The following is a 15136-nucleotide window of genomic DNA, read 5'->3' on the forward strand; positions in this document are numbered from 1 at the left end:
ATAATAATGAGCCGACGTCTGAATGACTGTCGGCTTTTTTTTTTGATAAATTTAATATGTCAATGACTTTACAATTTAGCCTTGATGAAACTGATTATTTAAATTATCAGTTGTTTACCGCTTCAAAATCTAGAAATATTATTAAAAAAAGGCAGAGGAACAGATTTTTACTTCCTGTATTTTTTATTGTTTTAGGATTATTTCCAAGATTTGATCTTACCGAGAGATTCGCTCAAATTTATATTTTGATTGCTCTGCTGTGGTTGTTGCTGTATCCACTTTGGGAGAAAAAAATGTACATAAATCATTTTAAGAAACATATCACTGAACATCATAAAAATAATTTCGGTCGTACTTCCACATTAGAATTTGAAGAGAGGGCAATCATAGCTAAAGATGAAAACTCAGAATCAAAAATTTCATTTAATGAATTTGAGCAAATTGACGAAGTTCCATCTGCAATTTATATCAAACTGAAATCAGGTCAATCTATTATACTTCCAAAGAAAAGTGCAAATAATATTGATGAAATAAAAGTATTTCTACGAAATTTATCAAATGATATAAAGATCAAATATATTGATGATAATGAGTGGAAATGGAAATAGAATTTAAGTTAAAAATAAAAATGAGCAATACCTACAAATCAGCCGGAGTAGACAAAGAAGAAGGCTACAAAACCGTCGACAAAATAAAAACTGCCGTTGCAGAGACGCATAACAAAAATGTACTGAACAGTCTCGGAAGTTTCGGGGCTTTTTATGAAATTGCGGGCTATAAAAATCCGGTACTCGTAAGCGGAACCGATGGAGTGGGAACCAAGCTGAAAGTCGCTTTGGATTCAAAAAAATATGATTCTATCGGGATCGACTGTTTTGCGATGTGTGCTAACGATATTCTTTGTCACGGAGCCAAACCTTTATTTTTCCTCGATTATCTGGCTTGCGGAAAACTGGATTCCGAAATTGCGGCAGAAATTGTGATGGGCATGGTGAAAGCCTGTAAAGACAACAACTGTGCACTCATCGGTGGCGAAACCGCTGAAATGCCGGGAATGTACAACCCAGGAGATTATGATGTGGCAGGATTCTGTGTCGGAATTGTTGAAAAAGATCAAATAATTGATGGCTCTGGTATCAAAGCCGGTCACAAAATCATTGCGCTGCCGAGTTCCGGCTTCCACAGCAACGGATTTTCCCTCGTGCGCAAAATTTTCCCTGATTTTAATGAAGAATTTGAAGGAAAGCCGCTGTATGATACATTGTTGATCCCTACAAGACTGTATTATCAGCCGATTCATAAACTTCTGGAAGAAGTAAGTGTTTCCGGTATCGCACACATCACAGGCGGCGGACTTATCGAAAATGTTCCGCGTGTAATTCCCGAAGGCTTATGCGCAAAAATAGATGCTTCTAAAATTAAGATTCCAAGCATTATGCTTGAACTGGAAAAACGCGGAAATATCGACCGTATGGAAATGTTCGGAACCTTTAACATGGGAGTCGGAATGGTAATCGTGATTGATGCAGATCATGCGGAAAAAGTTTTTCAACTGCTTGATGATGCTTATGAGATTGGCGAAATCGTAGCCGGCCCGGAAAAAATTGAACTGAACTAAAAAAGTTGATGCGATAAGGAGTTTTTCATCTGAACATTATCGCATTACCATTCCTATGAAAAATATTGTTGTTTTAGTCTCCGGTGGCGGTACCAATCTGCAGAGAATTATCGACTGCATTGAAAGCGGAGAAATTCCCAACGCACAAATTTCGTTGGTTGTTGCCGACCGGGAGTGCTTCGGTTTGCAGCGCGCAGAAAACAGCGGAATTAAGAACGTGCTGATCAAACGTGGCAAAGATTTTTCTGAAAATCTGTCAAAAATATTACCTGAAGACACCGACTTGATTGTTCTGGCAGGATTTTTATCAATTCTCAACAAAGAATTCTGCGAAAATTTCAGCGGAAAAATCATCAATATCCATCCCGCACTTTTACCGAAATTCGGCGGAAAAGGAATGTGGGGACACCATGTTCACGAAGCGGTATTGAAAGCCGGAGAAAAGCAAAGTGGTGCCACCGTTCATTATGTAACCTCAGGAATTGATGAAGGTGAAATTATTCTTCAGAAATCATTTGACATTTCAGAGCATGAAACGCCTGAAAGCCTAGCGGAAAAAATTCATGCTATTGAATATGAAATTTTCCCGGAAGCCATCAATTTGGTTTTGAATAAAGATAAATGGTAGTCGGTCTTCATTCACAAAAATGTAGTTTCAGCCGTAATTGATGATGAAAAGTTAAAAGTATCTAATAAAAGTAAAAAGAAAGAAAAAATGTCAAAGAAAAGAGCTTTAATCTCTGTCTCCGATAAATCCGGACTCATCGATTTTGCAAAATTTTTAGAAGAAAAAAATTACGAACTCGTTTCCACCGGCGGAACGTTTAAACACCTGAAAGACGCGAGATTAAACCCGATTCAGATCGATGAAGTCACCGATTTTCCGGAAATGCTTGACGGACGCGTAAAAACCCTTCATCCGAAGGTTCACGGCGGTTTACTTGCGGTCCGTGACAGTGCAGAACACATGAAAACCGTTCAGGAGCACGGAATCGGACTAATCGACATGGTGATCGTGAATCTGTATCCGTTTTTCGAAAATGCAAATGCAGACATTTCTCTGGATGAAAAAGTAGAATTCATCGATATCGGCGGACCGTCTATGCTGCGTTCGGGCGCAAAAAACTTCAACTCCGTAACGGTGATTACCGATGTGGCCGACTATGCCAAAGTTCAGAAGGAAATGGAGGAAACCGGAAATACCACTTTGGAAACCCGTAAAAAACTGGCCGGAAAGGTTTTCAACCTGACTTCCGCTTACGACGGCGCCATTTCAAAAATGCTTCTGGATGAGGAATATCCGCAGTATTTAAATGCTTCCTATAAAAAAGTTTCGGACTTAAGATATGGCGAAAACCCGCATCAGTCGGCTTCCTATTATGTTTCAACAACCGACAACGGTGCAATGAAAGATTTTGAAGTTCTGGGCGGAAAAGAGCTTTCCTTCAACAATCTTCGCGACATGGATTTATGCTGGAAGGTCGTTAACGAGTTTAAAGATGAAATGGCCTGCTGTGCGGTGAAACATTCCACGCCTTGCGGGGTGGCTGTCGGAACTTCAGCACTGGAAACGTATAAAAAAACCTTCGATTGCGATCCTGTTTCCATATTTGGCGGAATCATCGGAATGAATTTCAAAGTGGATGCTGCAACGGCAGAAGAACTCAACAAAACTTTTCTTGAAATCGTGATGGCGACAGATTTCGATAATGAAGCGCTGGAGATTTTAAGAAAAAAGAAGAATCTGCGCATCATTAAAATCAAGAATCCGGTTTCAGACCATCAGACCTGGGTGAAAATCGACGGCGGAATCCTTGTTCAGGACAGCGACAATCAGTTTTCAGAAAAAATAGAAATCGTAACGCAGAACAAGCCTTCTGCGGAGCAGGAAAAAGCACTTCTGTTTGCACAGAGGGTCGTGAAATATGTAAAATCCAATGCAATTGTAGTGTCGAACGGCATTCAGGCACTTGGAATTGGCGGCGGTCAGGTGAACAGGATCTGGGCAACACAACACGCAGTAGAACGGGCAAAACAGAAATTCGGCGGCGATCTCGTTTTGGCTTCCGATGCATTTTTCCCTTTTCGGGACGTGGTGGACTTCTGCGCAGCGGAAGGAATCAAAGCCATTATTCAGCCAGGCGGAAGCCTGAAAGATAAAGACAGTATTGAAGCGGCAGATGAGCATGGAATCCCGATGATGTTTACGGGTATGCGCCATTTTTTTCACTAAAAATATGTTTTATCAATGGGGAAATAGGCGGTTTTGATGAATTTTTTAACTTTCATTAAGATGTTTTTCTTTACCCTAAAATTTGTAAAACCCTTTCTAATTAGTAATTTTGTAAAATTCAAACAGCAATAAAAAGATGAAAATATTAATCGTAGGAAACGGCGGTAGAGAATCTGCTCTCGCCTTAAAGTTAAAGGAAGACAGCAGAATCACTAAAATGTATTTTGCGAAAGGCAATGCCACTACCGATAAACTGGGACAGAATGTATACGAAGACAGTGTAGAAGGGTTAACCAGTTTTGCCATCAAGGAAAGAATCGATCTTACGGTTGTAGGTCCTGAAGCACCTTTGGTTGACGGAATTGTTGACGAATTTAAAAAACACGGTCTTAAGATATTCGGTCCTGTAAAAAGAGCTGCAGAACTGGAAGGAAGCAAGGCTTTCTCCAAAAAATTCATGCAAACCAATGGCATTAAAACTGCCCGCGCGGTGGTTTTTGATGCTTATCAGGAAGCCATTGATTACGTGAGAACACAGAAATTTCCTCTGGTCATTAAAGCCAGCGGACTTGCCGGTGGAAAAGGAGTAGTGATCGTGGATGAATTAATAGACGCGGAAGCTACGATTCATCAGTTTATGATCGAGAGAATTTATGGCGATGCCGGAATTCAGCTTGTGATCGAGGAGTACTTAGATGGTTTCGAAACTTCAATCATCGCATTTTCTAACGGTTCCAAACTTTTCCCATGTATTCCGGTGAAAGATTATAAAAGAGCTGGTAACGGCGATATAGGACCAAACACAGGCGGAATGGGCAGCGTAGCACCAAGCCCGGAATTTACCGCAGAAAATTATAAGGATTTTGAAGACCATATTTTGGCGCCAACACTTTCCGGTCTGCATTCGGCCAACATTCATTTCAAAGGGTTCATCTTTTTCGGATTAATGGTGACCAAAAACGGCACCTATCTTTTGGAATACAACATGAGAATGGGAGATCCCGAAACTCAGGTTCTGTTGCCTTTGATGGAAAATAATTTATTTGATGTAATTATGGACTGTCTTGACGGAAAAGACATTGACCTGAAATTTAAAAATAAGAAAGCGGTTTGTCTGGTGATGTGTTCAGGCGGTTATCCGAGAAAAATCGAAACAGGTTTCGAAATCAAGAATATCAGTAAGGTCACAGAAAGCCAAATCCTTTTTGCAGGCGCACAAAATTCCGGCAGCAAAGTCCTGACTTCAGGCGGTAGGGTCCTGAGTCTGGTAGCAACCGGAGACTCTTACGACGAAGCGCGTAAAAAAGTATATGCGGATGCGAAAACCATCCATTTCGATTACGAATTTTACAGAGAAGACATCGGAAAATTCTAAATGCAAAAGGCGTGAATTTTTCACGTCTTTTTTATTGAACGGAAGCGGTAAAAATTTTTATCATTTCGGTTCAGAACTAAATTGTTTCAGAAAATTCAATCCAAAATAAATAAATCGTCAGACTTTTTTCTCTTTAAGAAAGGTTTGAGGTAATAAAAAGTAAAATAAATGAACAAAGGCATTATCATCCTCGACTTCGGTTCCCAGTACAACCAGCTTATCGCCAGAAGAATCCGCGAACTGGGCGTATATTCCGAAGTGTTACCTTTCAATACCAGTCTGCAGGAAATACTGTCCAGAAACCCTTCCGGGATCATTCTTTCCGGTGGCCCAAGTTCCGTAAACGTTGAAAATGCACATCTTGTTGAGAAAGAACTTTTTGAACAAGGCATTCCAGTACTGGGAATCTGCTACGGAATGCAGCTGATTACGCATTTATTAGGCGGAAAAGTAAAAAAAGGAGTAAAAGGGGAATATGGAAAAGCCAAACTGGAAATCCAGAAATCAAATGCATTGCTTTCTGGTGTCAGCCGTTTTTCTACTGTTTGGATGAGCCATTTCGATGAAGTGGAAACACTTCCTGAAGGTTTTTCCGTTAACGGCATGACCGATGTGATTTCTGCGATCTCCAACGAATCTAAAAAAATCTACTGCGTTCAGTTTCATCCCGAAGTATCCCATACCGATGAAGGTTCACGTATGATTGACAATTTCGTCTTCGGTATCTGTCATGCTCCGAAAAACTGGAAACTTACCAATTATATCGACGAAACTGTGGCAGAAATCAAGGCAAAAGTAGGCGATCAGAAGGTGATTCTCGGACTTTCCGGCGGCGTGGATTCCTCAGTGGCTGCAGTGCTTATTCACAAAGCCATCGGTGATCAGCTGCAGTGTATTTTTGTAGACACAGGCCTTCTGCGAAAAGAAGAGGCTGAGAAAGTCATGAAAAATTATGGGGAGCATTTTCACCTGAAAATCAAATTGATTGATGCGTCCGAAAGATTTTTATCGAAGCTGAAAGGCATTTCAGATCCTGAAGAAAAAAGAAAAATCATCGGCAACGAATTCGTTTCTGTGTTTGATGAAGAATCGCATAAAATTGAAGGCGCAAAGTTTCTCGCACAGGGAACGATCTATCCGGATGTCATCGAATCGCAGTCGGTGAAAGGCCCTTCTGCAGTCATTAAGTCACATCACAATGTGGGCGGTCTTCCGGATGAGATGGATTTTGAGCTTCTGGAACCTTTGCGTGAACTTTTTAAAGATGAAGTGAGAAAAGTGGGAGAGGAACTCGGAATTCCGCATCATTTGGTTCACCGCCATCCGTTTCCGGGCCCTGGTTTGGGAATCAGGATTTTGGGTGAAGTGGACGAGGAAAAAGTGAAAATCCTGCAGGAAGCCGACGATATTTTTATTGAAGAACTCTACAAAAACGATCTGTACGAAAAAGTTTCTCAGGCTTTTGTTGTACTGTTGCCGGTGAAATCTGTTGGCGTAATGGGAGATGAAAGGACTTACGAATATACCGCGGTAGTGCGATCTGCAAATACTACAGATTTTATGACCGCCACGTTCAGCAAATTTCCATGGGAATTTCTGGAAACGGTTTCCAACAGAATCATCAATGAAGTGCGCGGAATCAACCGCGTTGCCTATGATATTTCAAGCAAACCGCCTGCAACAATTGAGTGGGAGTAAAAATTAAAAACCTTGTAATTTTTTACAAGGTTTTTTTATGATTTATAAAATTTACTCCACTTTGATACCGTTCTTTCGAAGGCGGAGTTTAGCGTAATCACTTGAAAAATTTAACGTATCGGGATATTGATAACTTTTTTTTGTCAAAGTTTTTAAATCATATTCATTCATAAAAAGTACTCTTTCATAACTATTTTCGAGGGTAACAAACACCGAATCATTTTTCCAGTAGGCGTCTTCGATCCAGAACGAAGGCCCGTAAAAAGCCACTCTTGAAACCTTCTTATTTTTTAAATCGACCAGATTCAATTCCTGATCGGCTTCAAAACTGGCATTTCCATCTGCATCCAGAATCCATTGGTAACTGTCGAAATCAAGATATAGCGTTTTCGAAGGATTAAAGACCAGAAACGGTGCATAAACGGGATCGAAATTCTGGTCAAATATTGCATGAACGTGTCCTTTAAAATTTAAATCGAATTTCGTTTCATTTAGTAGTATGAACCGATCCGGTGAAAATGCAGCAGCATGCTTTGTGTAATACTGAAGCCAGTCCGCAGGGATTTTCTGTGCAGCTTCAGGGTTTTTGATGGCCGTCACCATTTCTTTTTCAGATGCGATGACAGATGAATCTTTATGTTCCTTCTTTTCAGAACAGGAAAATATCAAAGCAAAAATGAGGAAAATAATCTGCCTTTTCATCACTACTAAATTAGGAAAAGTTTTACATTTTCAAAAACCTTATCTTTGCAGCATGTAACACTTTGTGATGCATCCGACTTCCTTTCTTTTAATTGATTATATTACTGATGAATACCACTTTTGCCGATTTCGAATTACCGGAAAAAATCCTCGACGTTCTTGCTGATTCCAACCTTTTTGAACCAACCCCTATTCAGATAAAAGCCCTAAAACCAATACTTTCGGGCCGCGACGTGATGGGAATTGCCCAAACCGGAACCGGAAAGACCTTGGCTTATTTACTGCCCGTTTTAAAAACCTGGAAATACAATAAAACCGGAAATCCTACTGTGGTGATTCTGGTTCCTACCCGTGAACTGGTGGTTCAGGTTTCCGACATTGTCAAAAATCTTACAAAGAATATCACCGCCAGAGTTGTCGGAATTTATGGTGGCGTGAATATCAAGACGCAGAAACTGCTCTTCAATGATGGCTGCGATATCCTGGTCGGAACTCCCGGAAGGATCATGGATCTTGCGATTGATAATGCCATTTCGCTGAAGGAAGTTCAGCAACTTATTGTTGATGAATTTGATGAAATGCTGAACCTCGGTTTCAAAGTCCAGCTTTCGAATATTTTCACGATGATGCGCGAAAAAAGGCAGAACATCCTTTTTTCTGCTACAATGACGGAAGCAGTGGATTCTGTACTCGAAGAATATTTTGCGAATCCAATGGAAATCTCCTTGGCAAAATCCGGAACACCTTTGGAGAAAATTCAGCAGTACGGTTATAAAGTGGAAAATTTTCATACGAAAATCAACCTCCTGGAATATCTGCTGAAGAGCGATGCAGATTTTTCAAAAGTTTTGATCTTCTGTAACAACAAAAAAAATGCGGATTACCTGCATACCAAAATCGAAGAACTTTTCCCGGAGGAGTTTGATGTGATCCATTCCAACAAATCCCAGAACTACCGTCTGAATGCGATGAGAAGTTTTGAAAACCAGGAGATCCGCGGACTGATCACCACCGATATCATGGCGAGAGGTTTGGATATTTCAGATATTACCCATGTCATTAATTTTGAAGTTCCTGAGGTACCTGAACAGTACATCCACCGAATCGGGAGAACGGGTAGGGCGGATAAAGACGGTATTGCTGTTGCCTTCGTGACAAAAAAAGAAGAAGCGCAGCTTTTGGACATTGAACTTCTGATGGACAAAGAAGTGAAGATGAAAGCCTTTCCACAGACGGTAAAGGTCAATCCTGTGAAAATCGCGTCTGAGAAGGATGAAATCGTCATGAAAAACGCCCATACCGTGAAACTTGAAGAAGGTGGCGGTGCCTTCCACGCGAAAAAGGAAAAAAACACGAAAGAGAACTGGGGTGGACCGCACCGCAGAAAAGAACCGAAAAAGATCGGCGCGAACAGGGCTCAGCAAAAAGCCAAATCGAAAGCGAAACGGAAAAAATAATAAAATCAGGAAGCCAACACTTCCTGATTTTATTTTAAATATGGTTCCATTTGTTTTTTCCAGATCCGGTAACCTTCGGGTTTCATGTGTAGCATGTCTTCCAGAAAAAGATCTTTCCGGACTTTTCCGTCAGGTCCGTTCATGGCTGCGGTGATATCAATATAATCCGCATTTTTTTTACGGATCATAAATTTTTCGATAAGGGTGTTCGTTGCAATAAATTTTGGCCAGAAATTTTCCCGGCGCGGCGAAAGTTTAATGGACACATAACTGACCGGAATTTCAGGATAAAGTTTTCTGATTTCTGAATAAAAAGTTTTGTAACGCCGGAAGACCTGTCGCGGAGTGAGTGTTTCATCGGTAGCAAAATCATTTTCACCGCAGTAAATAATAATCTGCTTTGGTGCATAAGGTTTCAGCAGTTCTTCTGCGTAAAAATTAAGGTCTTTCAGGCTTGAGCCTCCAAAACCACGGTTAATGATGGTTTTGCCGGGAAAATAATCATTAACGTCCGTCCATTTGGTAAAGGAAGAACTTCCTACGAAAAAAATGGCATTTTTTGGTGGTGGAGTGTTTAAGTCCAGCTGTTTGAAATGCTGGATATCCTCATAGAAAGCCGGCTTTTCCTGGGCGTGGGAGGTCAGGAAGAAAAGGAGCAGGCAAAAGGCAAAGAATTTTTTCATGGTCACGAACTTTCGATAAAATTATAAATAATCCTGAAAGCAAACGGTAAAAAGCCCCAAATTTTTTGAAAGGCATTTTAAATTTATTAAATTTGAAAAAATATATTTTTTTTATGAAAAAAATACAGATGGTTGACCTGCAAAGTCAATACTACAAAATAAAATCAGAGGTCGATAATGCTGTTTTAAACGTCATGGATTCCGCGGCCTTCATTAACGGACCTGAAGTAAAGTCTTTTCAGACCGAATTGGAGCAGTATCTTGAGGTGAATCACGTTATTCCGTGCGCAAACGGCACCGACGCGCTGCAGATCGCTCTGATGGCCCTGGATCTTAATGAAGGCGATGAAGTAATTACCGCAGATTTTACTTTCGCAGCGACTGTAGAAGTTATTCATCTGTTAAAACTCAAATCGGTTCTGGTGGATGTTGATTATGATACTTTCACCATCGATACTGAAAAACTCCGGGCCGCCATCACTCCGAAAACCAAAGCCATTATTCCTGTGCACTTATTCGGACAGTGTGCCAATATGGAGGAAATTTTGAAAATTGCGAAAGATCACAATCTGCATGTTATTGAAGACAATGCACAGGCAATCGGTTCAACCTTTACTTTTGCAGAAGGAACAGTGAAGAAATCCGGAACCATGGGAATCTTGGGAACGACTTCTTTCTTCCCTTCAAAAAATCTCGGCTGTTACGGAGACGGAGGTGCAATATTTACAGATGATGATGCGTTGGCGCATAAAATCAGAGGCATCGTAAACCACGGAATGTACGAAAGATATTATCACGATGAAGTGGGAGTCAATTCCCGTCTCGACAGTATTCAGGCCACCGTTTTAAGAAAAAAACTTCCCCTTCTGGACTCTTACAATGAAGCGCGCAGAAAGGCCGCCGATTATTACGATGAAGCTTTGGCAGGAAATCCCAATATCTTAACGCCGAAGAGAGCGGAAAATTCTACCCACGTTTTTCACCAATACACTTTGAGAATCCTGAACGGAAAACGCAATGAACTGCAACAGTTTTTAACGGAAAAAGAAATTCCGGCCATGATTTATTATCCGGTGGCATTAAGAAAGCAAAAAGCTTATTTTCAGGACAGTGAGGACAAGGATTTTGTGAATACCGACAAGCTTTTGGGCGAAGTCATTTCTTTACCCATGCATACCGAACTGGATGAAGAGCAGTTGAAATATATTACGGATGCGGTTTTGGAGTTTATGAAATAAACATGAAAAGAAAAATTTTTAAATATAAATCTGTTTATATTTATCATCTGATAATTACTTTAATTTTTATTTTTTCTTTCTCATTTTTTCTTATCAGCTTTATGGGGATTATTACCATTGGTAAAGAGGAAAAGTTCACAGATTCTTTGGCAAAATATTTAGGGATTATTGTTTTAATATCTAGCATAATTTCATTTTTTTTGTTAATTGAAAAAAATAAAAAAACTATTTTATTATTAAATCTAAATACTTTATTTGTTGGGTTGTTTTTAATATTATTAATTTTTACTGCACGTACAGAAGGTATTTATGATATTACAGCCATTATTATTTTTCTCTTACTTTTTTCTTTTATTGGATTGACGTTCTTTTTAATTAATTTTTATAGATATAAACCAATTAAGAACGAAATTGCAGATTTCGAAACTCCGCAATAAAATCATTAATCATTAATAAACATGACCATACTCGTAACAGGCGGCCTCGGCTATATTGGTTCACACACCGTTGTGGAACTTCTCAATAATAACTTCGATGTTGTGATCGTTGATGACTTGTCGAATTCTGAAAAATTTATATTAAAGAATATTGAGGAAGTCACCGGTAAAAAACCGGTTTTCTATCCTTTTGATCTGAAGAGAAAGGAACTTCTTTCACAGGTTTTTGATGCTCACGAGATCGCTGGATGCATCAACTTTGCCGCTTATAAAGCCGTTGGTGAAAGCCAGGAAAAACCGCTGGATTATTATGAAAATAATCTGTTCACTTTAATCAATATTCTGCAGGAATTCAAAAGAAGAAACCTTTCGAATTTCATTTTCAGCTCCTCCTGTACGGTTTACGGACAGGCCGATGAACAGCCTATTGATGAAAATACCCCACTTAAGACTCCTGAATCTTCCTACGGGAAAACCAAACAGATGGGAGAGGAGATCCTGAAGGATTTCGCTACGGCTTATCAAAAGAAAGTAACGCTTTTACGGTATTTTAATCCGATCGGTTCCCATCCTTCGGCACTTTTGGGGGAACTTCCCTTGGGAATTCCGAACAATCTGGTTCCTTACGTAACGCAAACAGCCTCAAAAATCCGGGAAAAACTCAGCATCTGGGGAAATGACTATCCGACAGCAGACGGAACTGCAATCCGGGATTACATTTACGTTGTAGATCTGGCCAAAGCACACGTAAAAGCGTTGCAAAAACTCCTGGACGAGACTTCTGAAACCGTGATTGATATTTACAACCTCGGAACAGGAAAAGGATCATCAGTTCTGGAAGTTGTTGAAGCTTTTGAAAGAGCTAATCATGTTGAAGTTCCTTACCAAATCTGTGAAAGAAGGGCGGGTGATATCACGGTTGCATTTGCAAATGCCGACAAGGCAGAAAGAGAACTCGGCTGGAAAGCAGAAACGATCCTTGAAGAAGCTTTACGCACCACCTGGGAATGGCAGAAGTATCTGCAGACCAGAATTTAAGATCGTCCAGATCACTTATAAACAAAAAACAGTCCCGTTTAATTTAAACAGGACTGTTTTTTGTTTGAAATCCATAAATAGGAGATGGAATTTACATCGGCACCTGATCTTCGTCGCCGGTGGCGTTGCTGTTGATGTCTTTCTTCCTTTTCGGCTGTTCCACTTTCTCACCCTGTTTGAAACGGTAGGTCAGTGAAATACTGAATTGTCTTGGCTGCCACTGCATGTAACTGTACTGCGAGTAACTTGGAGTGATGGTTAGATTCTCTCTTGCACGGGTATTGAAAATATCCTGAATATTGAATGAAACCGTACCGTTTCCGTCCAGAATCGTGCGGCTCGCGCCTAAATTCACCGCATACATCGGTTCTCTCTGTTGCGACACGGTATTTTGCGCTCCACGATAAAAGCCCTGAATCTGCACACTCGTTTTCTTATCCGGTTTGAAGGTATTGGTCAAACGGAATCGTGTAGAGAATCCTTCTCCTGAGAAGTCGAAATCTTCATAAGAGCCTTCGTTTTTGTAGCCGAAAACATCTGCGCTTCCCATGATTTTCCACCATTTGAAGGGATCATAAGTAGCATTCAGATCCAAACCATACTGACTTTCGGTTCCGGCATTTACGGGCATTGTGTAGATAACAGTATTTCCTTCGTCATTTAATCCGCTGTACTGATAGAAGTTTACTTCGTCTTCAGATTTTTTGTAGTACAGAGTGGGGTTGAAGGTCACTTTGCTTTTCGATAAGTTGTAGCCCAGCTCAAATGAATTTTCATAAGTCGGGTTCAGATCCGGATTTCCGCTGAAAAGGTTTCTGTTATTGTTATAAGACATAAATGGAATCAGAAAAAATGACCTTGGCCTGTTGATTCTCCGTGAATAATTTAATAAAAGCTGATTGTTTTTATCCAAGTCATAGCTGAAAAATGCACTTGGGAAAAATTTAAGATAATTTTTATCTACGCTGACCTGTTGAGCATCGTTCACCCTCTTGAAATTTACGCCAATGTCTGTATTTTCAGCTCTTAGACCAATCTGATATCCGAAATTGTTAATTTTGCTTTTAAACTGTGCATAACCTGCCAAAATATTTTCATTGTAAAAAGTTTTACTGGTAAAATCAGGAAGTACAGCCGTTGGACCGCCGTTTTCGCTTTGATCTACATAATAATCATAATCATTTTTGTTGGCATCAAACCTTGCTCCGGCTTCAATTTTGGAAAATTCGCCTACCGGAAGTTCATAATCTGCTTTTGCTAAAAATGTAGTATTTTCCGAAGAGGTAAGGATATTATTAGACGTTAAAGTCGCAATATCAAACTGGTTATCGAAACCGTTTTCGGTAATTGCAGATGTCCCGTCACTTTTGTTTTTCTGATAACTTGTTGCAAGGGAAATAAGTTGTCCTTTGTCTCCGATTTTCTGATCGAATCCTAAATCTGCCTGAAATGAATTGTTCACGCTGGTTCCCACACTCAGTCTGTTCGTAAACTGATCCTGCATGATATAGGGAACCGCCGGATATCCGACTGCATTTCTGTCCTTAAGAATGATACTGTCGAAATAATTGGTTTCACTGGTTGATTCATTATTAAAGTTACGGAACATTACAGAAGCATTCAGTGATGATTTTTCAGTAACATCCACCACAAATCCGGTCGTGACATTATAATTTTTATTTTCGCCCTCGTTAAGTCCGGTTTGAACAGATTTCATAGAAAATCCGTCGTTCAGCATCGTAGGATCCAGAAATGAATTGAATTCTGAATTGTTTTTGGATTTGTTTCTGCTGTAACCGCCGCCGCCATTGATATAGTATGTCCACGCTCCTTTTCTCCAGCTCAGATTGGTGTTTAATCTCGTGGTTGGCAAATAACCTAAAGTACCCTCAACGCTGCCGTTAAAACCAACTTTTTTTGATTTTTTCAGAATAATATTTAGAATACCTGCTGTACCGCTGGCTTCGTATTTTGAGGAAGGATTTGTAATGACTTCAATTCTTTCGATCTGATCTGCCGGAATCGACTGCAAAGCGTTGGCTCCGTCATCTATGCCGAGCATGGAAGAAGGTTTTCCGTTGATTAAAAAACGGACATTCGAATTTCCACGCATTGAAACCGTTCCGTCAGTATCTACATCCACTGAAGGTACATTCGCCAAAACGTCCTGAAGATTACCACCTTTTGCCACAATGTCCAATGAAGGATCGTAAACCTTCTTATCGATTTCTACGCGATAGGCTTTGGTGGAAGGAGCAGATAATACTACTCCCTGAATTTCCTGGGTAGCAATACCGGTTGTAACCTGTTCTCTGGAAATAGTGAGGTTTCCGATCGATCCTGGTCCGGAAATCTGTTTGTTGAGGCTTGCTTTCGTGAAATCAACCGCTTCGATGGTAATTTCATAATTGCCCGGAATAAGCTGAAGGGCATAATTTCCTTGCTCATCGGTCAAAGCGGCATCGCTGAAAAGTTTGTTGGTAGAATTTGAAAAAGTTACTGAAGCGTATGGAACCGTCTGGTTTTGCGCATCTACTATTTTTCCGGATACATTCACTTTTTCCTGAGCAAAAGCAAATGCTGCTGCAGATAAAAGTAAGGTAAGTCCTAACGTTTTTTTGGTTAATGTTTGAGTAATTTCAGTTTTAGTCATTATA

General features: G+C 40.1%; 13 protein-coding genes. 10 read left to right on the plus strand and 3 right to left on the minus strand.

The features are described from left to right. The first annotated feature begins 62 nt into the window (after positions 1-62). The 6 genes from FUA25_RS01935 to guaA all read left to right on the plus strand — a co-directional run bounded on the left by FUA25_RS01935 (position 63) and on the right by guaA (position 6924). The gene (locus tag FUA25_RS01935; RefSeq protein ID WP_185146634.1) at positions 63-608 is read left to right on the plus strand and encodes a YcxB family protein; all 546 of its coding nucleotides are present in this window, start codon (positions 63-65) and stop codon (positions 606-608) included. 20 nt (positions 609-628) lie between these two features. Beyond that, positions 629-1618, plus strand: a complete 990-nt coding sequence (gene purM / locus FUA25_RS01940; RefSeq protein ID WP_147755214.1) for a phosphoribosylformylglycinamidine cyclo-ligase — start codon at positions 629-631, stop codon at positions 1616-1618. A gap of 55 nt (positions 1619-1673) precedes the next feature. Then, entirely contained in the window at positions 1674-2246 is a 573-nt protein-coding gene (gene purN, locus FUA25_RS01945; protein WP_147755215.1) for a phosphoribosylglycinamide formyltransferase, read from the plus strand. A gap of 87 nt (positions 2247-2333) precedes the next feature. Further along, positions 2334-3851, plus strand: coding sequence for a bifunctional phosphoribosylaminoimidazolecarboxamide formyltransferase/IMP cyclohydrolase (gene purH, locus FUA25_RS01950; protein ID WP_147755216.1), 1518 nt, complete (start codon positions 2334-2336; stop codon positions 3849-3851). Positions 3852-3987: 136 nt separating this feature from the next. Further along, entirely contained in the window at positions 3988-5226 is a 1239-nt protein-coding gene (gene purD / locus FUA25_RS01955; protein ID WP_147755217.1) for a phosphoribosylamine--glycine ligase, read from the plus strand. 168 nt (positions 5227-5394) lie between these two features. Next, entirely contained in the window at positions 5395-6924 is a 1530-nt protein-coding gene (gene guaA, locus FUA25_RS01960; RefSeq protein ID WP_147755218.1) for a glutamine-hydrolyzing GMP synthase, read from the plus strand. A 51-nt stretch (positions 6925-6975) separates the two neighbouring features. Here guaA and FUA25_RS01965 read toward each other — a convergent pair whose 3' ends face one another. Beyond that, positions 6976-7626, minus strand: coding sequence for a hypothetical protein (locus FUA25_RS01965; protein ID WP_147755219.1), 651 nt, complete (start codon positions 7624-7626; stop codon positions 6976-6978). 107 nt (positions 7627-7733) lie between these two features. On the opposite strand from FUA25_RS01965, the gene FUA25_RS01970 reads away from it, so the two are divergent. Beyond that, positions 7734-9083, plus strand: coding sequence for a DEAD/DEAH box helicase (locus FUA25_RS01970; protein WP_185146635.1), 1350 nt, complete (start codon positions 7734-7736; stop codon positions 9081-9083). 29 nt (positions 9084-9112) lie between these two features. Here the strand turns inward: FUA25_RS01970 and FUA25_RS01975 are convergent, their stop codons facing one another. Further along, positions 9113-9766 carry a GDSL-type esterase/lipase family protein gene (locus FUA25_RS01975; RefSeq protein WP_147755220.1) on the minus strand — a complete coding sequence of 218 codons (654 nt, stop codon included), beginning with the start codon at positions 9764-9766 and terminating at the stop codon, positions 9113-9115. A 113-nt stretch (positions 9767-9879) separates the two neighbouring features. On the opposite strand from FUA25_RS01975, the gene FUA25_RS01980 reads away from it, so the two are divergent. The 3 genes from FUA25_RS01980 to galE are packed head-to-tail and all read left to right on the plus strand — an operon-like array spanning position 9880 to position 12479. Next, on the plus strand, positions 9880-11004 hold the full coding sequence (locus FUA25_RS01980; RefSeq protein ID WP_147755221.1) for a DegT/DnrJ/EryC1/StrS family aminotransferase: 1125 nt from the start codon (positions 9880-9882) through the stop codon (positions 11002-11004). 2 nt (positions 11005-11006) lie between these two features. Further along, positions 11007-11441, plus strand: a complete 435-nt coding sequence (locus tag FUA25_RS01985) for a hypothetical protein (protein WP_147755222.1) — start codon at positions 11007-11009, stop codon at positions 11439-11441. 21 nt (positions 11442-11462) lie between these two features. Then, complete coding sequence (galE, locus tag FUA25_RS01990) at positions 11463-12479, plus strand: UDP-glucose 4-epimerase GalE (RefSeq protein ID WP_147755223.1); 1017 nt, start codon at positions 11463-11465, stop codon at positions 12477-12479. A 91-nt stretch (positions 12480-12570) separates the two neighbouring features. Here the strand turns inward: galE and FUA25_RS01995 are convergent, their stop codons facing one another. Beyond that, positions 12571-15132, minus strand: a complete 2562-nt coding sequence (locus FUA25_RS01995; protein ID WP_147755224.1) for a TonB-dependent receptor domain-containing protein — start codon at positions 15130-15132, stop codon at positions 12571-12573. Between the last annotated feature and the right edge of the window lie 4 nt (positions 15133-15136).

Source organism: Chryseobacterium sp. (assembly GCF_008014695.1).
In the GTDB taxonomy this organism is placed as follows: Bacteria; Bacteroidota; Bacteroidia; order Flavobacteriales; family Weeksellaceae; genus Kaistella.